Annotated in this window: 16 protein-coding genes; 6 read left to right on the top strand and 10 right to left on the bottom strand. The window is 76.2% G+C overall.

Features of this window, described 5'->3' with window-relative positions; translation table 11 throughout:
* Positions 1-61: 61 nt before the first annotated feature.
* Genes VKZ81_RS15390 through VKZ81_RS15380 form a run of 3 tightly spaced genes read right to left on the bottom strand, consistent with a single transcriptional unit; the run spans position 62 to position 2142 of the window.
* Positions 62-805, bottom strand: a complete 744-nt coding sequence (locus VKZ81_RS15390) for a hypothetical protein (protein WP_324242240.1) — start codon at positions 803-805, stop codon at positions 62-64.
* A gap of 49 nt (positions 806-854) precedes the next feature.
* A complete protein-coding gene (locus tag VKZ81_RS15385; protein ID WP_324242239.1) occupies positions 855-1283 on the bottom strand; it encodes a hypothetical protein in 429 nt (142 codons plus the stop codon).
* Positions 1284-1287: 4 nt separating this feature from the next.
* The gene (locus VKZ81_RS15380) at positions 1288-2142 is read right to left on the bottom strand and encodes an exodeoxyribonuclease III (RefSeq protein WP_414709386.1); all 855 of its coding nucleotides are present in this window, start codon (positions 2140-2142) and stop codon (positions 1288-1290) included.
* A gap of 58 nt (positions 2143-2200) precedes the next feature.
* Between VKZ81_RS15380 and xylA the strand changes: the two genes are divergently transcribed.
* The 3 genes from xylA to VKZ81_RS15365 all read left to right on the top strand — a co-directional run bounded on the left by xylA (position 2201) and on the right by VKZ81_RS15365 (position 5947).
* A complete protein-coding gene (xylA, locus tag VKZ81_RS15375; protein ID WP_324242237.1) occupies positions 2201-3385 on the top strand; it encodes a xylose isomerase in 1185 nt (394 codons plus the stop codon).
* A complete protein-coding gene (gene xylB / locus VKZ81_RS15370) occupies positions 3382-4785 on the top strand; it encodes a xylulokinase (protein ID WP_324242236.1) in 1404 nt (467 codons plus the stop codon). Before xylA ends, xylB begins: the two co-directional genes overlap by 4 nt.
* Before the next feature lie 61 nt (positions 4786-4846).
* Positions 4847-5947: an ROK family transcriptional regulator gene (locus VKZ81_RS15365; RefSeq protein ID WP_324242235.1), complete on the top strand. Its 1101-nt coding sequence runs from the start codon at positions 4847-4849 to the stop codon at positions 5945-5947.
* 12 nt (positions 5948-5959) lie between these two features.
* Here the strand turns inward: VKZ81_RS15365 and VKZ81_RS15360 are convergent, their stop codons facing one another.
* Positions 5960-6691 (bottom strand): hypothetical protein, encoded by a 732-nt coding sequence (locus tag VKZ81_RS15360; protein ID WP_324242234.1) that lies wholly within the window; start codon positions 6689-6691, stop codon positions 5960-5962.
* A gap of 125 nt (positions 6692-6816) precedes the next feature.
* Here VKZ81_RS15360 and VKZ81_RS15355 point away from each other — a divergent pair, with 125 nt between their 5' ends.
* Both VKZ81_RS15355 and VKZ81_RS15350 read left to right on the top strand, forming a co-directional pair.
* Positions 6817-7500, top strand: coding sequence for a response regulator transcription factor (locus VKZ81_RS15355; RefSeq protein WP_324242233.1), 684 nt, complete (start codon positions 6817-6819; stop codon positions 7498-7500).
* Positions 7497-8882: a sensor histidine kinase gene (locus VKZ81_RS15350; RefSeq protein ID WP_324242232.1), complete on the top strand. Its 1386-nt coding sequence runs from the start codon at positions 7497-7499 to the stop codon at positions 8880-8882. The genes VKZ81_RS15355 and VKZ81_RS15350 overlap by 4 nt, the downstream gene beginning before the upstream one ends.
* Here the strand turns inward: VKZ81_RS15350 and VKZ81_RS15345 are convergent.
* Both VKZ81_RS15345 and VKZ81_RS15340 read right to left on the bottom strand, forming a co-directional pair.
* On the bottom strand, positions 8860-9858 hold the full coding sequence (locus tag VKZ81_RS15345; RefSeq protein ID WP_324242260.1) for a potassium channel family protein: 999 nt from the start codon (positions 9856-9858) through the stop codon (positions 8860-8862). The genes VKZ81_RS15350 and VKZ81_RS15345 overlap by 23 nt on opposite strands.
* 133 nt (positions 9859-9991) lie before the next feature.
* On the bottom strand, positions 9992-11095 hold the full coding sequence (locus VKZ81_RS15340) for a saccharopine dehydrogenase family protein (RefSeq protein ID WP_324242231.1): 1104 nt from the start codon (positions 11093-11095) through the stop codon (positions 9992-9994).
* Positions 11096-11154: 59 nt separating this feature from the next.
* Here VKZ81_RS15340 and VKZ81_RS15335 point away from each other — a divergent pair, with 59 nt between their 5' ends.
* The gene (locus VKZ81_RS15335; RefSeq protein WP_324242230.1) at positions 11155-11688 is read left to right on the top strand and encodes a DUF1697 domain-containing protein; all 534 of its coding nucleotides are present in this window, start codon (positions 11155-11157) and stop codon (positions 11686-11688) included.
* A gap of 130 nt (positions 11689-11818) precedes the next feature.
* Here VKZ81_RS15335 and VKZ81_RS15330 read toward each other — a convergent pair whose 3' ends face one another.
* The 4 genes from VKZ81_RS15330 to VKZ81_RS15315 form a co-directional block, all read right to left on the bottom strand.
* Positions 11819-12244 carry a helix-turn-helix domain-containing protein gene (locus VKZ81_RS15330; protein WP_324242229.1) on the bottom strand — a complete coding sequence of 142 codons (426 nt, stop codon included), beginning with the start codon at positions 12242-12244 and terminating at the stop codon, positions 11819-11821.
* A gap of 141 nt (positions 12245-12385) precedes the next feature.
* Positions 12386-12865 (bottom strand): hypothetical protein, encoded by a 480-nt coding sequence (locus VKZ81_RS15325; protein WP_324242228.1) that lies wholly within the window; start codon positions 12863-12865, stop codon positions 12386-12388.
* 81 nt (positions 12866-12946) lie between these two features.
* Positions 12947-16249 carry an ATP-dependent helicase gene (locus tag VKZ81_RS15320; protein ID WP_324242227.1) on the bottom strand — a complete coding sequence of 1101 codons (3303 nt, stop codon included), beginning with the start codon at positions 16247-16249 and terminating at the stop codon, positions 12947-12949.
* A 36-nt stretch (positions 16250-16285) separates the two neighbouring features.
* A partial coding sequence (locus VKZ81_RS15315) for a glycoside hydrolase family 16 protein (RefSeq protein WP_324242226.1) occupies positions 16286-16580 on the bottom strand: 295 nt, incomplete at its 5' end.

Genomic DNA, 16580 nt, shown 5'->3' with positions numbered 1-16580 from the left:
GCAGCCGAAACCGGCGAACTCCGCCCGGTCGTGTGACGTCGCCGGGGTGGGCGCGGGGCCGTCACGACTGCGAGGGCGGACCCCACCCGGGCGGCGGCGCCTGCCAGTACGGCGACGGGGGCTGCTGCCACCGGGGCTGCTGCCACTGCGCCTGCTGCTGCCACTGGGCCTGTTGCCACTGGCCCTCCGGCCCGAGCGGCGGGTACATCGCCGGGCCGGGTGGCACGGGCTGCGGCGCCGGTCGCCGCGGGACCACCAGCACCACCGCGCCGGCGAGCGCGAAGAGCGCGGCGAGGAGGATGAGGTACCCGCCGGTGCCGATCACGTAGCTGGACGAGAAGGCGATGTCGTCGGTCGGGCGGTTCACCGCGATGTTGCGGGCGATCGTGATCAGCTGCAGCCAGATCACCGAGACGACGCCCACCAGCAGGCCCGTGGTGCCCACCCCGAACGACCGGACGGCGGGAGGCTCGGTCGGCCTGCGGGCCGACAGCACGAGCAGGAGCGCGACCACGAGGGCCAGCACGCCCGCCACCACGAGCGGGATCCCGTAGAGGATCTTCGGCGTGGGCAGCGGGTCGGCGGGGAGCGGGTCCTCGAACGAACCCCACCCGGTGGTCGTGGTGGTGGAGCTGGACGGGCCGCGGGACAGCCGCGACTCGAACCGGTAGACGCTGAACGCCCCGAAGCTGCCGCCCACCGCGAACGCCGCCGCCACGGCGAAGAGACCCGCTGCCACCAGCCGCCCGACCGCGAACGGCGCGGGTGGTGGGCCGTACTGCGGGTACGCGTATGCCCCCGACATGAGATCACTCTCCCAGGTGGACCGGCCGCCGTGCCAGCCGTCCGCCAGGTCAGGACGGGGGCGGGGGCGACGGCCGGTGGGGCGGCTGGGCGGCGCCGGGGGCTGCCACCGCGGCCCGCGCTGCGGGTACCCACCGGGCCCGGGTGGCCCGAGCTGCGGCGCCCCGCGCCGCGACGAGGACGCGGTGGCCACCGACGCCGACCTCGTACGCGTACCCGCCGCCGTTCCCAGCGGAGAACTCCGCGGCGTTGCGCATCTGCGTGCCCAGCCGCGTCCAGATCGCGAAGACGACGCCGAGCAGCGCGCCTCCGCTGCCCACCCCGAGCGCCCGCGCGGCGGCGGGGTCGGCCACCTCGCGGGACGTCACCGCCGGCAGCGCCGCGACGGCGAGCAAGCCCGCAGCAGCCGGCCGCCCGACCGCGACCGGCGCGGGCGGCGGACCGTACTGCGGGTACCGCCCGCCGCGCCGGCCTCCCACCGGGTCAGGGCCGGTGCGGCAGCTTCTTCGGCGCGGAGGGCGGCGGCACCACGGGGCCCGCGTCGCCGTCCGGCGCCTCGTCGAGGTCGACGATCACGGGCGCGTGGTCGCTCGGGCCACTGCCCTTGCGGGCCTTGCGGTCCACCCACGCCGCCCGCACCCGCGCCGCGGGGTCGGCGCCCGCGAGCACGAGGTCGATGCGCATGCCCAGGTCCTGGTGGAACCGCCCGGCCCGGTAGTCCCAGTACGTGAAGATGCGCTCGGTGGGCCACCGGTCGCGCACCACGTCGTGCAGCCCGAGGCCCTTGATCTCCTCGAGCGCCTTGCGCTCGGCGGGGGTGACGTGGGTGGAGCCGACGAAGACCGCCGGATCCCACAGGTCGTCGTCGGTCGGGGCGATGTTCATGTCGCCCGCCACCACCGTCCTCGCCGGGTCGGTGATCGACTCCCGCAGCGCGGCGAGCCACTCCAGCTTGTAGAGGTAGTGCGGGTCGTCGGGGGAGCGGCCGTTGGGCACGTAGACCGAGGTGATCCGCAGCCCGCCGCACGTCGCCGAGATCGCTCGGGCCTCCGGCGGGGAGTCGGGCGTGGGGAAACGCGGCTCGCCCGGCAGCCCGCGCACGACGTCGTCGAGCCCGACCCGCGACAGCAGCGCCACCCCGTTCCAGCGGCCCTCGCCGTGGTGGGCGACGGCGTAGCCGCGCTCCGCGAGCGGCGCGTCGAAGGCTTCGGCGAACGCCTCGTCCGAGAGCTTGGTCTCCTGCAGGCACACGACGTCCGGGGCACGCTCGTCGAGCCACGGCAGCAGGCGGGGCAGCCGGGTGAGGGCCGAGTTCACGTTCCACGTAGCCAGACGCACCCGCAGCACGCTACCGTTGCCCGGAGTTTGTACGATGGCCGAACAAAGGGGTTTTCCCATGCCGCAGCCCACCCGTGAGGACCGCTTCAGCTTCGGGCTCTGGACGGTCGGCTGGCCCGCCCGCGACCCGTTCGGTGACGCCACCCGCCCGGCCCTCGACCCGATCGAGTCGGTGCACCGCCTCTCCGAGCTCGGCGCGTGGGGGGTCACGTTCCACGACGACGACCTGATCCCCTTCGGCACGGACGCGGCCGAGCGCGACCGGATCATCGCCCGGTTCAAGGCGGCGCTCGACGAGACCGGGATGGTCGTCCCGATGATGACGACCAACCTGTTCACCCACCCCGTCTTCAAGGACGGCGCGTTCACCAGCAACGACCGGGGCGTGCGCCGGTTCGCGATGCGCAAGGTCATCCGCAACCTCGACCTGGCCGCCGAGCTGGGCGCGAAGACCTACGTGTTCTGGGGCGGCCGCGAGGGCGCCGAGGTCGACTCCGGCAAGGACGTCGCCGCGGCCCTCGACCGCTACCGGGAGGCCATCGACACGCTCGCCGCGTACGTCAAGGAGCAGGGCTACGGCATCCGCTTCGCGATCGAGCCGAAGCCGAACGAGCCCCGCGGCGACATCCTGCTGCCCACGGCCGGGCACGCGCTCGCGTTCATCGCCGAGCTGGAGCACGGCGACATCGTCGGCATCAACCCCGAGGTCGGGCACGAGCAGATGGCCGGGCTGAACTACACCGCGGGCATCGCGCAGGCACTGTGGGCCGGCAAGCTGTTCCACATCGACCTCAACGGCCAGCGCGGCATCAAGTACGACCAGGACCTCGTGTTCGGCCACGGCGACCTGCTCAACGCGTTCTCCACGGTCGACCTGCTGGAGAACGGGGCGCCCGGCGGCGGCCCGCGCTACGACGGCCCCCGCCACTTCGACTACAAGCCGCTGCGCACCGAGGACATCGACGGCGTGTGGGCCTCCGCGGCGGCCAACATGAAGACCTACCTGATCCTCAAGGAGCGCGCCGCGGCGTTCCGCGCCGACCCGGAGGTGGCCGAGGCGATGGCCGTCGCCGGCGTGGCAGACCTGGCCAAGCCCACGCTGAACCCGGGCGAGACCGTCGCCGACCTCAAGGCCGACCGCTCGGCCTTCGAGGACTTCGACGCCGACAAGGCCGGCGAGCGCGGCTACGGCTACGTGCGCCTCGCGCAGCTGGCGGTGGAGCACCTCACGGGCGCGCGATGAGCCTCGTGGCAGGGGTCGACTCGTCGACCCAGTCGTGCACGGTGGTGATCCGCGACGCCGAGACCGGCGCGCTGGTCCGCTCGGGGCGGGCCAAGCACCCGGACGGCACCGAGGTGCACCCCTCGGCGTGGTGGGAGGCCCTGCAATCGGCGATCGCCGACGCGGGCGGCCTCGACGGGGTCGAGGCGATCGCGGTGGCCGGCCAGCAGCACGGGATGGTCTGCCTCGACGAGTCCGGGGAGGTCGTGCGCCCCGCGCTGCTGTGGAACGACACCCGTTCCGCGGGCGCGGCGGACGACCTCGTCGCCGAGCTGGGCGCCGGGGAGTGGGCGGAGGCGGTCGGCAGCGTGCCGGTCGCGTCGTTCACGGTCACGAAGCTGCGCTGGCTCGCCCAGCACGAGCCCGAGCACGCCGCCGCCACCGCGGCGGTGTGCCTGCCGCACGACTGGCTCACCTGGAAGCTGCTCGGCACCGGCTCGCTGGACGACCTCGTCACCGACCGCTCCGACGCCAGCGGCACGGGCTACTTCTCCGGCGTCACCGGGGAGTACCGGCTCGACCTGCTGGAGCGCGCGCTCGGCCGGTCCGACGTGCGGCTGCCGCGCGTGCTCGGCCCGGCCGAGGCGGCGGGCCGCACCCCGGACGGCGTGCTCGTCGGGCCCGGGGCGGGCGACAACGCGGGCGCCGCGCTCGGCCTCGGCGCCGCCGTCGGCGACGTGGTGATCTCGATCGGCACGTCCGGGGTGGTGTCCACGGTCAGCCCGACCCCGACCGCGGACGAGACCGGGATCATCGCCGGCTTCGCGTCCGCGACCGGGGAGCACCTGCCGCTGGTCTGCACGCTCAACGCCGCCCGCGTGCTCGACGCGGCGGCGCGCATGCTCGGGGTGGACCACGAGGGGCTCTCCCGGCTCGCGCTCTCGGCCCCGCCCGGGGCCGACGGCCTCGTGCTCGTCCCCTACCTGGAGGGCGAGCGCACGCCCAACCGCCCGGACGCCACCGGCGCGCTGCACGGGCTCACGCTCACCAGCTCCACGCCCGCCCACCTGGCGCGCGCCGCGGTGGAGGGCCTGCTGTGCGGGCTCGCCGACGCGCTCGATGCGTTCCGGGCGGCGGGCGTGCCGCTGGAGCGGGCCTTCCTCGTGGGCGGCGGCGCGCGGTCCGAGGCGCTCGCCCGGATCGCGCCCGCGGTGCTCGGGCAGACCGTGCTGCGGCCGACCCCCGGCGAGTACGTCGCCGACGGGGCGGCCCGGCAGGCGGCGTGGGTGCTCGCGGGCGGTGCCACCCCGCCGGTGTGGGAGGCGGCCGACACCGAGACGTTCGACGCCGACCCCACGCCCGCGGTCCGCGAGCGCTACGCACAGGTCCGCGAGCTCACGGCCCGGCGCCAGGGCTCGTGACCCCTCGGCGAGTCGCGCCCCGGGCGCGCGCGAGTCGCGCTCCGGGTGCGGGCGAGTCGCGGTGAGCGTTCCCGCGGGACAGCACACGGTCCGGCGGCACAACCTGGCGCTCGTGCTGGGTGAGGTCGCCGGGCCGGAGCCGCTGTCGCGGGCCGGGGTGGCGGCCCGCACCGGCCTCACCCGGGGCACCGTGTCGTCGCTGGTCGAGGAACTGATCGCGGCCGGGCTCGTCACGGAGCTCGCCGCGGCGCGCGGCGGCCCCGGCCGGCCGGCCAGCCCGCTGCGGCTGGACCCGCGCGGGCCCGCCGGGCTCGGCCTGGAGGTGCGGGTGGACGCGGTCGGCGCCTGCGTCGTCGACCTCACCGGCGCGGTGCGCGTGCAGCGCACGGTGCCGTCCGACCACCGCGACGACGTCCCGGACGCCGCGCTCGGCCGCCTCGCCGCGCTCGCCGCGGAGGTCGTGGCCGAGGCGGGACTGCCGATCGCGGGCGCGACGGTCGCCCTGCCCGGCGTCGTCGGGCCGGACGGGGTGCTGGAGCGCGCCCCGAACCTCCCGCGCTGGGTCGACGTCGCCGTCGGGCCCGCGCTCGGCGCCCGGCTGCGCGGTGTGCCGGTGCGCGCGGCCAACGAGGCCGACCTCGCCGCGCTGGCCGAGCGGTGGGCGGGCGGGCCGGCCGACGCGATCGTCGTCTCCGGCGGCATCGGGGTGGGCGCCGGGGTGCTGCTCGGCGGCGCGCTGTTCGCCGGGGCGAGCGGGCGGGCCGGCGAGATCGGGCACGTCGTCGTCGACCCCGACGGGCGGCCCTGCCACTGCGGCGGCCGGGGCTGCCTGGAGACCGTCGCCGGGCTGGAGGCGCTGACCGGACCCGAGGCCGGGCCCGAAGCCGTCCGTGAAGCGGGCCGGGCGCTCGGCATCGCGCTGGCGGGCGCCGTGCACCTGCTCGACGTCCCGGCCGTGGTGCTGGGCGGCGGGTACCCGGGCGTCGGGCCCCCGCTGCTCGACGCGGTGCGCGCCGAGCTGCAGGCCCGCGTGTTCTCCCGGACGGGCGTCGAGGTCAGCTGCTCGACGCTGGGAACCGACGCCGCCCTGCACGGGGCCGCCACCGCGGTCGTGCAGGGCGTGCTCGCCGACCCCGGCGCGCTGATCGGCGCGCAGGGCTGATCCACCGGCCGTTCAGGAGGCCTTCGGCAGCACCCGGATCCCGTCGGCGTGGATCCCGCTCGCGTCGGCGGTGCCGGTGAGCACCACGACGTCCCCGACGGCGGGCTTCTGGGTCAGCGCGGCGGTGTCCACGGTGACCGGCAGGCCGTACACCGAGGTCACGGTGGCGGTGTCCCCGCTGACGGCGGTGACCGTGCCGGCCACGCGGGCCTGCGGCACCCAGATCGCCTCCGCGGTCGCGGCCTCCCCGGTGCCCTCGACCAGGACGACCACGCGCTCGCCGACCTGCAGGTCGCCCAGCCCGCTGTTGGACGAGCCGCGCACCCGGGTGTCGCCGTCGGTGCGCAGCGTCCGCTGGCCCGCGCCGTCGACGTCCACGGCGATCGAGCCGTTCGCCACGGACGCGACGGTGCCGGTGACCACGGGCTCGTCGCCGAGGTCGAAGCCACCGCCGCGCGGGCCGCGGTGCTCGAACCAGCCGTCGTCGCCGCCCCGGTGGCGGGCCATCGGCCCGCGCCGGTCGTCGCCCCACGGGCCCTCCTCGCTCCACCAACCCGCGCGGTCGAAGCCGGGGCCGAACCGGCGTTCGTCGCGGTCGGGCAGCAGCAGCGCGGTGGCGACCCCGCCGATCACGACCAGCGCGGCGATGATCGCGGTGATCACGACGCCGCGGCTGCGCAGGCGCGACCGCCAGGACCGGCGCGGCGCATCGGTCGCGGTGGTGGGTGGTTCGCTGGTGCTCATCCTCGTGCTCCCCTCGGAAGGTCGGTGACTTCCCCACCGACGCTTCCGCCCGTTCCTGAAGCCGGCCTGAAGCCCGCCCACACCTTCAGCCGATCTTCAGGCTCGCCCGCGCCCGCGCCGGGAGAATGGGCGTCGTGACCGCGCGCGTGCTGGTGGTGGAGGACGCCGAGGCGATCCGCACCGCCGTGGTCGCCGGGCTCGGCGACGCCGGGTTCGGCGCCGCCGGGCGCCCGGACGGCCGCACGCTGGAGGAGGACCTGGCGAGGTTCCGCCCGGACCTGGTGGTGCTCGACGTGATGCTGCCGGGCCGCGACGGCTTCGCCCTCCTCGACGTCGTGCGGCGCCGCAGCGACGCGGGCGTGGTGATGCTGACCGCCCGCGACGCCGTCGACGACCGGCTGCGCGGCCTGCACGGCGGCGCCGACGACTACGTGGTCAAGCCGTTCGCGCTGGCCGAGCTCGTCGCGCGGGTGACGGCCGTGCTGCGCCGGATGGGGCGCACGCCGTCCACGGTGGAGGTCGGGGACCTGGTGATCGACGCCGCCGCGGGCACCGTGCTGCGCCGCGGTGTCCCGATCGAGCTCACCGCCACCGAGCTGCGGCTGCTGGACTACCTCGCCGCGCAGCGCGGGCGGGTGGTCAGCAAGGGGCAGATCCTCACGCGGGTGTGGGGCTACACCGACTACGACCCCAACCTGGTCGAGGTCCACGTCTCCGCGCTGCGCCGGAAGCTCGGTGAACCGCGGCTGGTGCACACCGTGCGCGGGCTCGGCTACGTCCTGCGCTCCGACGGCGAGGCGGACGGGTGACCGGCAGGCTGCGGACGGTCTCGCTGCGGCGCCGGGTCACGGTGCTCAGCCTGACCGTGCTGGCGGCCGTGCTGCTGGTGGTCGGGGTCCTCACCGACGTCGTGTTCACCGCCCAGGTCCGCTTCGAGCTGCGCCAGCAGCTGAACGTGCGCGCCGCGCTCGCGGGCCAGCTCGTCGCGCAGGGCGTGCCGGCCGACGAGGTGGCGCGGCGGGTGGAGGCGCCCGGGATCCGCGCCGAGCTGGTCACCGCCGACGGGCGCGTCTACGCGGGCGACCCCGACGAGGACGCGCCGCGGCTGCGGCCGCCGTGGCGGGACGGGCCGCCCGGCCCCGACCACCGCCGCTGGTGGGACGACGACGATGACGACGGGGGGTGGGGCAGCCCGCAGGTCCTTGAGGAGCAGCTCGCCGACGGGTCGCGGCTCACCCTCGTGGCGAGCGGCGGACCGGTGAGCGGCGCGCAGGCGCTGCTGCGCCGCACGCTGATCGTGCTCAGCCTCGCCGCGCTGGCCGTGGCCGGGATCGTCATGCTGCTCACCACGCGGTTCGCCCTGGCGCCGCTGGACGCGATGACGGCGCTGGCCCGCTCCATCACCAGCGGTGACCGCGGCAGACGCCTCGCGCCCACGCGCACCGACACCGAGCTGGGCCGCACCGCGGCCGCGTTCGACGAGATGCTCGACGCCCTGGAGGGTGCGGAGGCGGCCGCGCGCGCCGAGGAGGCGCGGACGCGCCGGTTCGTCGCCGACGCCGCGCACGAGCTGCGCACCCCGATCGCGGGGGTGCAGGCGGTCGCCGAGGCGGCGCTCGCCCCGGACATGCCCCCGGAGGAGCGGGAGCGGCTGCACCTTCTGATGCTGCGCGAGAGCCGCCGGGCGGGCCGGCTCGTCGACGACCTCCTGGTGCTCGCCCGCCTCGACGCGGGGCTCGAGCTGCGCCGCGAGCCGGTGGACCTGCTCGAGCTGGCGCGCACCGAGGCCGAACGGGCCCGGCTGGTCTCCCCGGACCAGCGGGTCGAGGTGCGCGGCGAGCCGGTCACCGTCGCCGGCGACGCCTCCCGGCTCGCCCAGGTGCTGGGAAACCTCCTCGACAACGCGCGGCGCCACGCCGGGCCGGGCACCGTGACCATCACCGTGTCGGCGGGCGACCCGGCCACCGTGCTCGTCACCGACGAGGGGCCGGGCGTCCCACCCGCCGACCGCGAGCGGATCTTCGACCGGCTCGTGCGGCTGGACGAGGCCCGCGGCGAGGACGGCGGCGCCGGGCTCGGGCTCGCGATCGCGCGGGGCATCGCGCGGGCCCACGGCGGCGAGCTGCGCTGCGTCGAGCCGCCGTCCGGGCGGGGCGCGGCGTTCGAGCTCAGTCTTCGTCGGGCAGCGTGACCTTCTTGATGTAGAGCAGCCGGTCGCCCCGCTCGAGGGCGTCGACGGCGGCGGCGTCCACCCGGTACAGGTCGTCGCCGCGCACCACGCCGAGGACGATGTCCGGCAGGTGGCGGGGCGAGCCGCCCACCTCGTGCTCCTCCACCTCCCGCTCGCTGATCGCGAAACCGGCCTCCGGGGTGAGCAGGTCCTCGACCACCTCGACCACGCTCGGCGTGGTGGTCGCCATGCCGAGCAGGCGACCCGCCGTCTCGGCCGAGACGATCACCGAGTTGGCGCCGGACTGGCGCACCAGGTGCACGTTCTCCGACTCCCGCACCGAGGCCACGATCCGCACGTTGGGCGCCAGCTCGCGGGCGGTGAGGGTGACCAGCACGGCGGTGTCGTCGCGGTTGGTCGCGACGATGAGCGCGGAGGCCTGTTGGATGCCCGCGATGCGCAGCACGGCCGAGCGGGTGGCGTTGCCGGTGACGGTCACCAGGCCCAGCGCGGAGGCCGCGTCCAGCTGGCTGCGGTCGGTGTCGACCACGACGATGTCGGAGGGTTCGGCACCGTCGCCGAGCAGCGTCTCGACCGCGGCACGCCCCTTGGTGCCGTAGCCGACGACGACGGTGTGGTTGCGCACGCGAGACCTCCAGCGCGAGATGCGTACGGCCTGCCGGGAGCGCTCGGTGAGCAGCTCCACCGTGGTGCCGACCAGCACGATGAGGAACAGCAGGCGCAGCGGCGTGATGACGACCGTGGTCAGCAGCCGCGCCTCGGGGGTGACGGGGACGATGTCGCCGTAGCCGGTGGTGGAGAGCGAGACCGTCGCGTAGTAGAAGGCGTCGCCCAGCGAGATCGGGGTGTCGCTGTTGGCGTCCTGGTAGCCGTCGCCGCCGAAGTAGACGACGAGCGCGGCGGCCACGAGCGCGCCCAGGGCGATCAGCACGCGCCGCAGCAGCGCCACCGCCGGGCTGATTCCCGACTCGGGCATGCGGATGGTGCCGACCAACGACGGGTCGGCGAACGGCCGGCGGTCGGCGGACCGACCCAGACCCGTCACCACGCGCGGAGGGTAACCGGCGGACGGGGCAGCCGCGCGGCGGCCGCGCCGGAAGCGTGCGGGATCACTCGGCGTCCGGCACGACGCCTGCCTCGGCCGCACCACGCACCAGCTCGTCGAGGCCGAACGCAGACACCGCGTCGAGCGCGCCGCTGCCGGACACACCGTGCTCGGCGGCCCGCGCCGCGCCCCACGCGAGCAGGTCGGCCGTGATCGCGTACGGCTCCGGCGCGGTCAGCCGGGTGCGGGCGAGCAGGGTGCCGGTGGCGTCGAAGACCTCCGCGACGAAGTGCGACCGCGCCGTGGCGAGCGCGTCCCCGGCAGGGGCGGCGGGGACCGCCCTGGTCAGCACGTCCGCCACCGCGCGCACCGCCCGCTGCGGCAGCCGCGACAGCAGCGGCGTGACGCGCGCCCCCGCGTGCACGGCCCCGCTCGCCCGGCCGAACCAGCCGAGGTAGACGTCCACCGTCCGCAGGCCGGGCGCGATCCGTGGCAGCGCGAACTGCTCGCTCGCGCCGATCGTGACGGCGGGCCGCGGCCGGCCCGCCACGTCGAACGTGCGCATCCGCGCCCCGGCCGGCTCGGTGCGCAGCGCGCCGTCGCGGAAGGAGTAGAGCTGCTGGGTGGCGATCCCGGCGAGCGACCGGAGGGTGCCGCGGGAGAACGGCCGCCCCGCCCCGAGCCCGGAGAGGAAGTAGCCGACGTCCACCCGATCGGCCCCCTCCCCCGCGGCGCGCAGGGCGAGCGCCCCGGCGAGCACGCCGGGCACGTAGTCGTTGCCGAACGCGGTGAGCAGCGCGGCGCCGGTGCGTTCGGCAGCGGGCCCCCACCGCTCGTGCACCGCCCGGATGAACGGCGGCTCCCCGGTCGAATCGAGGTACACCGCGCCCGCCTCGACCGCCGCCCGCACCGCGGGCTCGCCGAGCGCCGTGAACGGCCCAACGGTGCTGACCAGCACGTCCCCGCGCCCGACGAGCGCGGCGACCGACGCCGGCTCACCGACGTGGGCGAGTGCGGTCTCCAGCCCTCCCAGCCGTTCGGCGAGCTCCGCGAGCCGCCGCGTGTCCCGCCCCGCGAGCACCGGCCGCACGCCCCTCGCCACCATGGCCTCGACCGTGCGGGCGCCCGTGTACCCGGTGGCCCCGAACAGCACGATCCGCGCGCCCATGGGGCGACCCTAAGCGGTGATCGGGTCGTCCCGCTCGGGTCGCGCGTACGCTGCGCGGCGTGCCTCGCTACGCCGTCCTGCTGCGCGGGATCAACGTCGGCAAGGCGAAGCGGGTGGCGATGGCCGACCTGCGCGCCCTGCTGGACGACCTCGGCTACACGCAGGTGCGCACCCACCTCAACAGCGGCAACGTCGTCCTCACCGGCGACGACGCCGACCCGGCCGAGCACGCCGACCGGATCGAGGACGCCCTCCGCGAGCGGCTCGGCCTCGCGGTGCGCTGCGCGGTCCTCACCGCCGACGAGCTGCGCACCGTGGTCGAGGGCAACCCGCTCGCCGACGTCGCCGACAACGGCTCGCGGATGGTGGTCCACGTCTACCTACGCCCGGTCGACCCGGCCCTGGTGGCGGGCCACCCGCCGGTTCCGCAGGACCCCGAGAACGCCCGCGTGGGTGACCGGGCGGTCTACCAGTGGTGCCCCGACGGCCTGATGGCGGCGCCGGACATCGGCCCGTACCTGGCCCAACACCTCGAGGCGGAGGTCACGGCGCGGAACTGGAACACGATCACGCGGCTGGCGGAGCTGATCTAGGGCCGGCCCCGCGGGGTATCCAGGCACCACCGCATCGCAGGACGGCCACCTTCATGCCGAACGTGCGCGAAGGTGGCCGTGCTGCGGTTCGGAGCGACCCGGCGCGGGTTCCGTCGAACCCGCGAACGCCTCAGCCCTTCCCCGCCTCCTGCCTGCGCCGCAGATCGCTGAGCTGCTCCCGCACGTCCCGCAGCTCCGCCCGGGTCCGCCGCAGCTCCTCGTCCCGGCTCCGCAGGTCGGCACGCGCGTCCTCGAGCGCGGCGTGGGTCTCCTGGTGCCGGGCGTCGCTGGCGCGCAGCTGGTCCTCCAGCCCGCAGATCGCCCGCGCGGAGGCGAGCGAGTGCCCCTCGTCGAGCAGCTCGCGCAGCCGGGCGGCGAGGGCGAGCTGCCGCCGGGAGTAGCGGCGGTGGCCGCCGCTCGTCCGGTGCGGCTGCAGGACGCCCGCGTTGTCGAGGCTCCGCAGGAAGGCGGGCTGGACGCCGAGCAGCTCAGCGGCCTGCCCCATGGCGACCGCGGGGTAGTCCTCGTCGTCCAGCCTGCCCAGGTTGTTCCTCACCGGTCTGTTCCGTTCAGCGGGGTGACGGTTCCTGCGTCATGCGCCTCCTGCGGGTGCACCGGGCGACGTCCTCGGCCTTCCGGTGCCCGGGCGGCGGACCGGTCGGCCGGTACCAGCGAAAGGACCGGGGCGGCGCGGCGCCTAGCGCGCGCCGCTGGATGCCGTTTCCCGTGTGGTCAGTTCGCGCAGGTCGCTCGGCCCCTCGCCCTCGACGAGGGACGCCATCGACGGCCGGTCCGCGCCGGCGAAGGCGGTGAACCCGAAGTGCACCTCCCCCGCCGCCACCGTGCGCCCCGGGTGCGGCGCGGAGTGCACGCGGTTCTTGTCGGCGCGCACGATGCCCGCGGCGTCGACCGCGTCGAGCTGGGTGAGCAGCCGGGCCAGCGCGGCGGGTGCCTCGCGCGGGCAGTGGTCGGTCTGGGTGAGCGTGCGGTGCAGCGGGCCGGTGTGCCAGCCGTTCGTGTCGCCGCTGCCGACGGGTACGGCGACGCCGACGCTGAGCAGCCACCGGGACGGCTTGCCGTTGAAGTCCGGCGTCTGGTGCAAGGTGATCTCGGTGACCTGGTCGGCCCGGACCAAGCCGCCGTCGAGCAGCTGCAGCCACACGTTCGAAAGGCTCACCTCGACCTCCGCAGAAGCTACCACCTCCAGCGGGATTATCTACATTCTGGACTGCAGGTTGGCGCACTGCAAGCTGCAGGTTCAGCCCGCGGGCGGCACCGAGTCCAGCAGGGCGCGCAGCCCGTCGGCGTCGAGCAGGTCGGCCGGGCGGAGCGTGACGTCGTGGCGCACGTAGTGGAACGCCGCCCGCACCCGCTCCGGCTCGCAGCCGGCCAGCGCCGCCCACGCCAGGCGGTAGGCCGCGAGCTGCACCGTGAGCGCGGGGATCCGCTCGTCCTCGGGGAGCGCACCGGTCTTCCAGTCGACGACCGTGAAGCCGCCGTCCGGGTCGGCGAACACGGCGTCCATCCGGCCGCGCACCCCCACCCCGGCGATCACGGTCTCGAACGGCACCTCCGCCTCGACCGGGCGCCGGTCGGCCCACTCGCTCGCGAGGAACGCCTCCTGCAGCTCCTCGAGGGCGTCGTCGGGCGCGGCGCCCTCGTCCGCAGCACCCGGGAGCTCGTCCAGGTCGAGCAGCTGCGCGACGCCGAACCGCTGCTCCAGCCAGGCGTGGAACGCCGTGCCGCGGCGGGCGTGCGGGTTCGGCGGCAGCGGCATCGGACGGCGCAGGCGGGCGGCCAACGCGGCCGGGTCGGCCGCCAGCTCGACGAGCTGGGACACCGACAGCTGCGCGGGCAGCGCCACCTCGGGCCGGGCCCTGGCCGCGGCCCGCTCGGCGAGCAGCAGGTCGACGTCGCGGGCCCAGCCCTCCGGGTCGTCCGGTTCCGGATCCGCGGGTGGCTCGGGGACGAGCAGCTCCATCTGCCCGCCCGGCGTCGCGGCGGCCTCGGCCTGCGCCGCCCGCCGTTCCGCCCGCTCGCGCAGCGCGGAGCGGACCAGCTCGGCGCCCGCGTGCACCTCCGCGGACCGCGCCCCCAGCGGGTCGACCGGCCACACGGCGGTGGGCTGCTCCGCGGTGGCCGGGTTGACGTCGTCGGGGCCGGGTTCCTCGGCCCACCGCTCGGCGCCGTGCACGCGCGCGATCTCGACGAGGAACTCCGAGGGCTGTTTCGGCCGCTCGCCCGCGGGGCCCCACCGGTGCCCGGAGGCGAGCAGGACGCGCTCGGCCCGGGTGAGCGCCACGTAGAACAGCCTGCGTTCCTCGGCGAGGCGCCGCTCGTCGAGGGCGTCGGAGTGGGCCTTGACCGCGTCCTCGATCTGCTTGCGGTCGGGTGAGCCCGTCGGCAGGTCGAGCGCGGGCAGATCGTCGGCGTCGCCGCGCAGCGCGACGGGCAGCTCGGCGGGGTTGGTCAGCCACGTGCCGCTGAGCTTGCGGCCGGGGAAGACGCCCGTGACCAGGTGCGGGACGGCCACGACCTCCCACTCGAGGCCCTTGGCGGCGTGCACGGTGAGCACCTGCACGCGGTCGGGCGCGACCTCCACCTCGCCGGGGGTGAGCCCGTCCTCGGCGCGCTCGGCGGTCTCGAGGAAGTCGAGCAGCGCCGGGAGCGTCGCCACCTCGGCGCCCGCGGCGAACTCGGCCACGACGTCGGCGAACGCGTCCAGGTGCGCCCGCCCGACCGGGCCCGGCCGGGCCGCGGTCTCCGCGTCCAGCAGCAGCACGCGCTCGGCGTCGGCGACGAGGTCGGTGAGCGGCGCCGACGCCCGCGAGCGCAGCCACCCCAGCTCCCGGGCGAGCCGGGTGATGCGGGCGTAGCCCTCCGGCGAGTAGCGCTCCGGCTCGCCGGGGTCGTCGAGCGCGTCGACGAGCCCCGCCTGCTCGGCCTGCTCGCCGGGCAGCGCCCCGTGGGCGAGCGCCTCCGGGGTCGGCGGATCGTCGGGTCCGGGCAGGTCGGGCACGAGCTCGCGGGCGCGCTGCCACAGCGCGGCGAGGTCGGCGACGCCGAGCCGCCACCGCGCCCCGGTGAGCAGCCGGACGGCCGCCGGGCCGGCGAGCGGGTCGGCCACGAGCCGCAACGCGCTGACCAGGTCGCGCACCTCCGGGGTGTCGAGCAGGCCGCCGAGCCCGACGACCTCCACCGGCAGGCCGCGGGCGCGCAGGGCGGTCGCGATCGGATCCATGTCGGCGCGGCGGCGCACGAGCACCGCGGACGTGGGCGGCTCGTCGGCCTCCTCCCACCGCTGCGCGATCGCGTCGGCGACCCAGTCGATCTCCGACGCGACGTCCGGCAGCAGCGCCACCCGGACGTCGCCCGCGCGGGCGCCGGGCCCCGCCTTCAGCTCCCCGACTCCCACCGCCCCCGGCGCGCCGCGCAGCGGGGCCGATGCGGCGTTGGCGAGCGCCAGCACCTCCGGCGGGTTGCGGAAGCTGGTGAGCAACCCGTACTCGGGCGCAGGCCGCCCGTCGGGCAGCGGGAAGTCGGTGCGGAAGCGGGCGAGGTTGCCCGCGCTGGCCCCCCGCCAGCCGTAGATCGACTGGTTCGGGTCGCCCACCGCCGTGACGGTCGGGGCGTCCGGACGGGGCGGTTCCCCGGGCGGGGTGCCGAACAGCGAGCGCAGCAGCACCCGCTGCGCGTGCCCGGTGTCCTGGTACTCGTCGAGCAGCACGGCCCGATAGGTGGCGCGCTCGGTCGCACCGACCTCGGGGTGCTCGGCCGCCACCCGCGCCGCGATCGTCAGCTGGTCGCCGAAGTCGACGGCCCGCTCCGCCCGCTTGCGCGCCGCGAACGCCTCCACGAGCGGCAGCAGCGCCTTCCGCTGGCGCTGCGCCTCGATCCACCGCTTGTAGGTCTGCGACGGCTCCGCGCGTTGGCGCTTGCCGGGCGGGGCCGCCTCGAGCGCGGCGATGAACGCGTCGGCGTGGCGGCGCACCGCCTCCGGGTCGACGAGGTGCTCGCCCAGCTCGCCGGCCAGCGCGAGCAGCCGCTCGGTGACGGTCGCCGGGACGAGGTCGACGTCCAGGTCCTCCGCCCACGTGGTGACGACCCGGTGGGCGAGCTGCCAGGACGCGGTCTGCCCCAGCAGGCGCGCCGCGGGCTCGGCGGGCAGTCGCAGCGCGTGCTCGCCGACCAGGCGTCCCGCGTAGGCGTGGTAGGTGGCGATCGTCGGCTCGCCGGCGAGCACGGCGACCCGGCGCCTGCCGCTCGGGTCGAGCTCGTCGAGCAGCCGGGTGCCGGCGAGGCGGCGCAGCCGCGCCCGGACCCTGGCGCCGAGCTGCTGGGCCGCCTTGCGGGTGAACGTCAGGCCGAGCACCTGCTCGGGGAGCACCTGGCCGGTGGCGACGAGCCACACGACGCGCGCGGCCATCGTCTCGGTCTTGCCGGCGCCCGCGCCCGCCACCACCAGCGCGGGACCCGGCGGGGCCGCGATCACCGCGGCCTGCTCGTCGGTGGGCCGCGGCAGGCCGAGCGCGGTGGCCAGCGCCGCGGGGGTGAGCTCCACCTCGGCGTTTCTACCCGACGGGGGCGGCGGCCCGCGTCAGCCCCGCGCCTGCCGCGGCGCGGCGTAGATCCTCACCCAGTCCACCCACAGGCTGACCTCGGGCGGCGTGGTGTGGTCCGGGGCCGGGATCCACTCCCGGTAGGGCCCCATGTCGAGCTGGATCGTCATGTGCATCGGGACCTTGGGGATCACGTTCTTGTCGAAGGTCTCGAACTGCTTGACGCCGTCGACGTACCAGGTGATGCGGTTCGGCAGCCAGTCCATGGCGAACGTGTGCCACTGGCTGAAGTCGCCGGTGATCTTGTTGCCGGCCTGCTTGTTCTGGGGCGAG

The organism is Pseudonocardia sp., assembly GCF_035305885.1.
Classification (GTDB): Bacteria; Actinomycetota; Actinomycetes; order Mycobacteriales; family Pseudonocardiaceae; genus Pseudonocardia.
This window is presented reverse-complemented; position numbering and strand designations above follow the sequence as displayed.

Bases quoted from the DNA above. Each gene is read 5' to 3' on its own strand.
- VKZ81_RS15390 (WP_324242240.1), bottom strand. From the start codon at position 805: ATGTCGGGGGCATACGCGTACCCGCAGTACGGCCCACCACCCGCGCCG.
- xylA (WP_324242237.1), top strand. From the start codon at position 2,201: ATGCCGCAGCCCACCCGTGAGGACCGCTTCAGCTTCGGGCTCTGGACG.
- xylB (WP_324242236.1), top strand. From the start codon at position 3,382: ATGAGCCTCGTGGCAGGGGTCGACTCGTCGACCCAGTCGTGCACGGTG.
- VKZ81_RS15360 (WP_324242234.1), bottom strand. From the start codon at position 6,691: ATGAGCACCAGCGAACCACCCACCACCGCGACCGATGCGCCGCGCCGG.
- VKZ81_RS15355 (WP_324242233.1), top strand. From the start codon at position 6,817: ATGGGCGTCGTGACCGCGCGCGTGCTGGTGGTGGAGGACGCCGAGGCG.
- VKZ81_RS15345 (WP_324242260.1), bottom strand. From the start codon at position 9,858: ATGCCCGAGTCGGGAATCAGCCCGGCGGTGGCGCTGCTGCGGCGCGTG.
- VKZ81_RS15340 (WP_324242231.1), bottom strand. From the start codon at position 11,095: ATGGGCGCGCGGATCGTGCTGTTCGGGGCCACCGGGTACACGGGCGCC.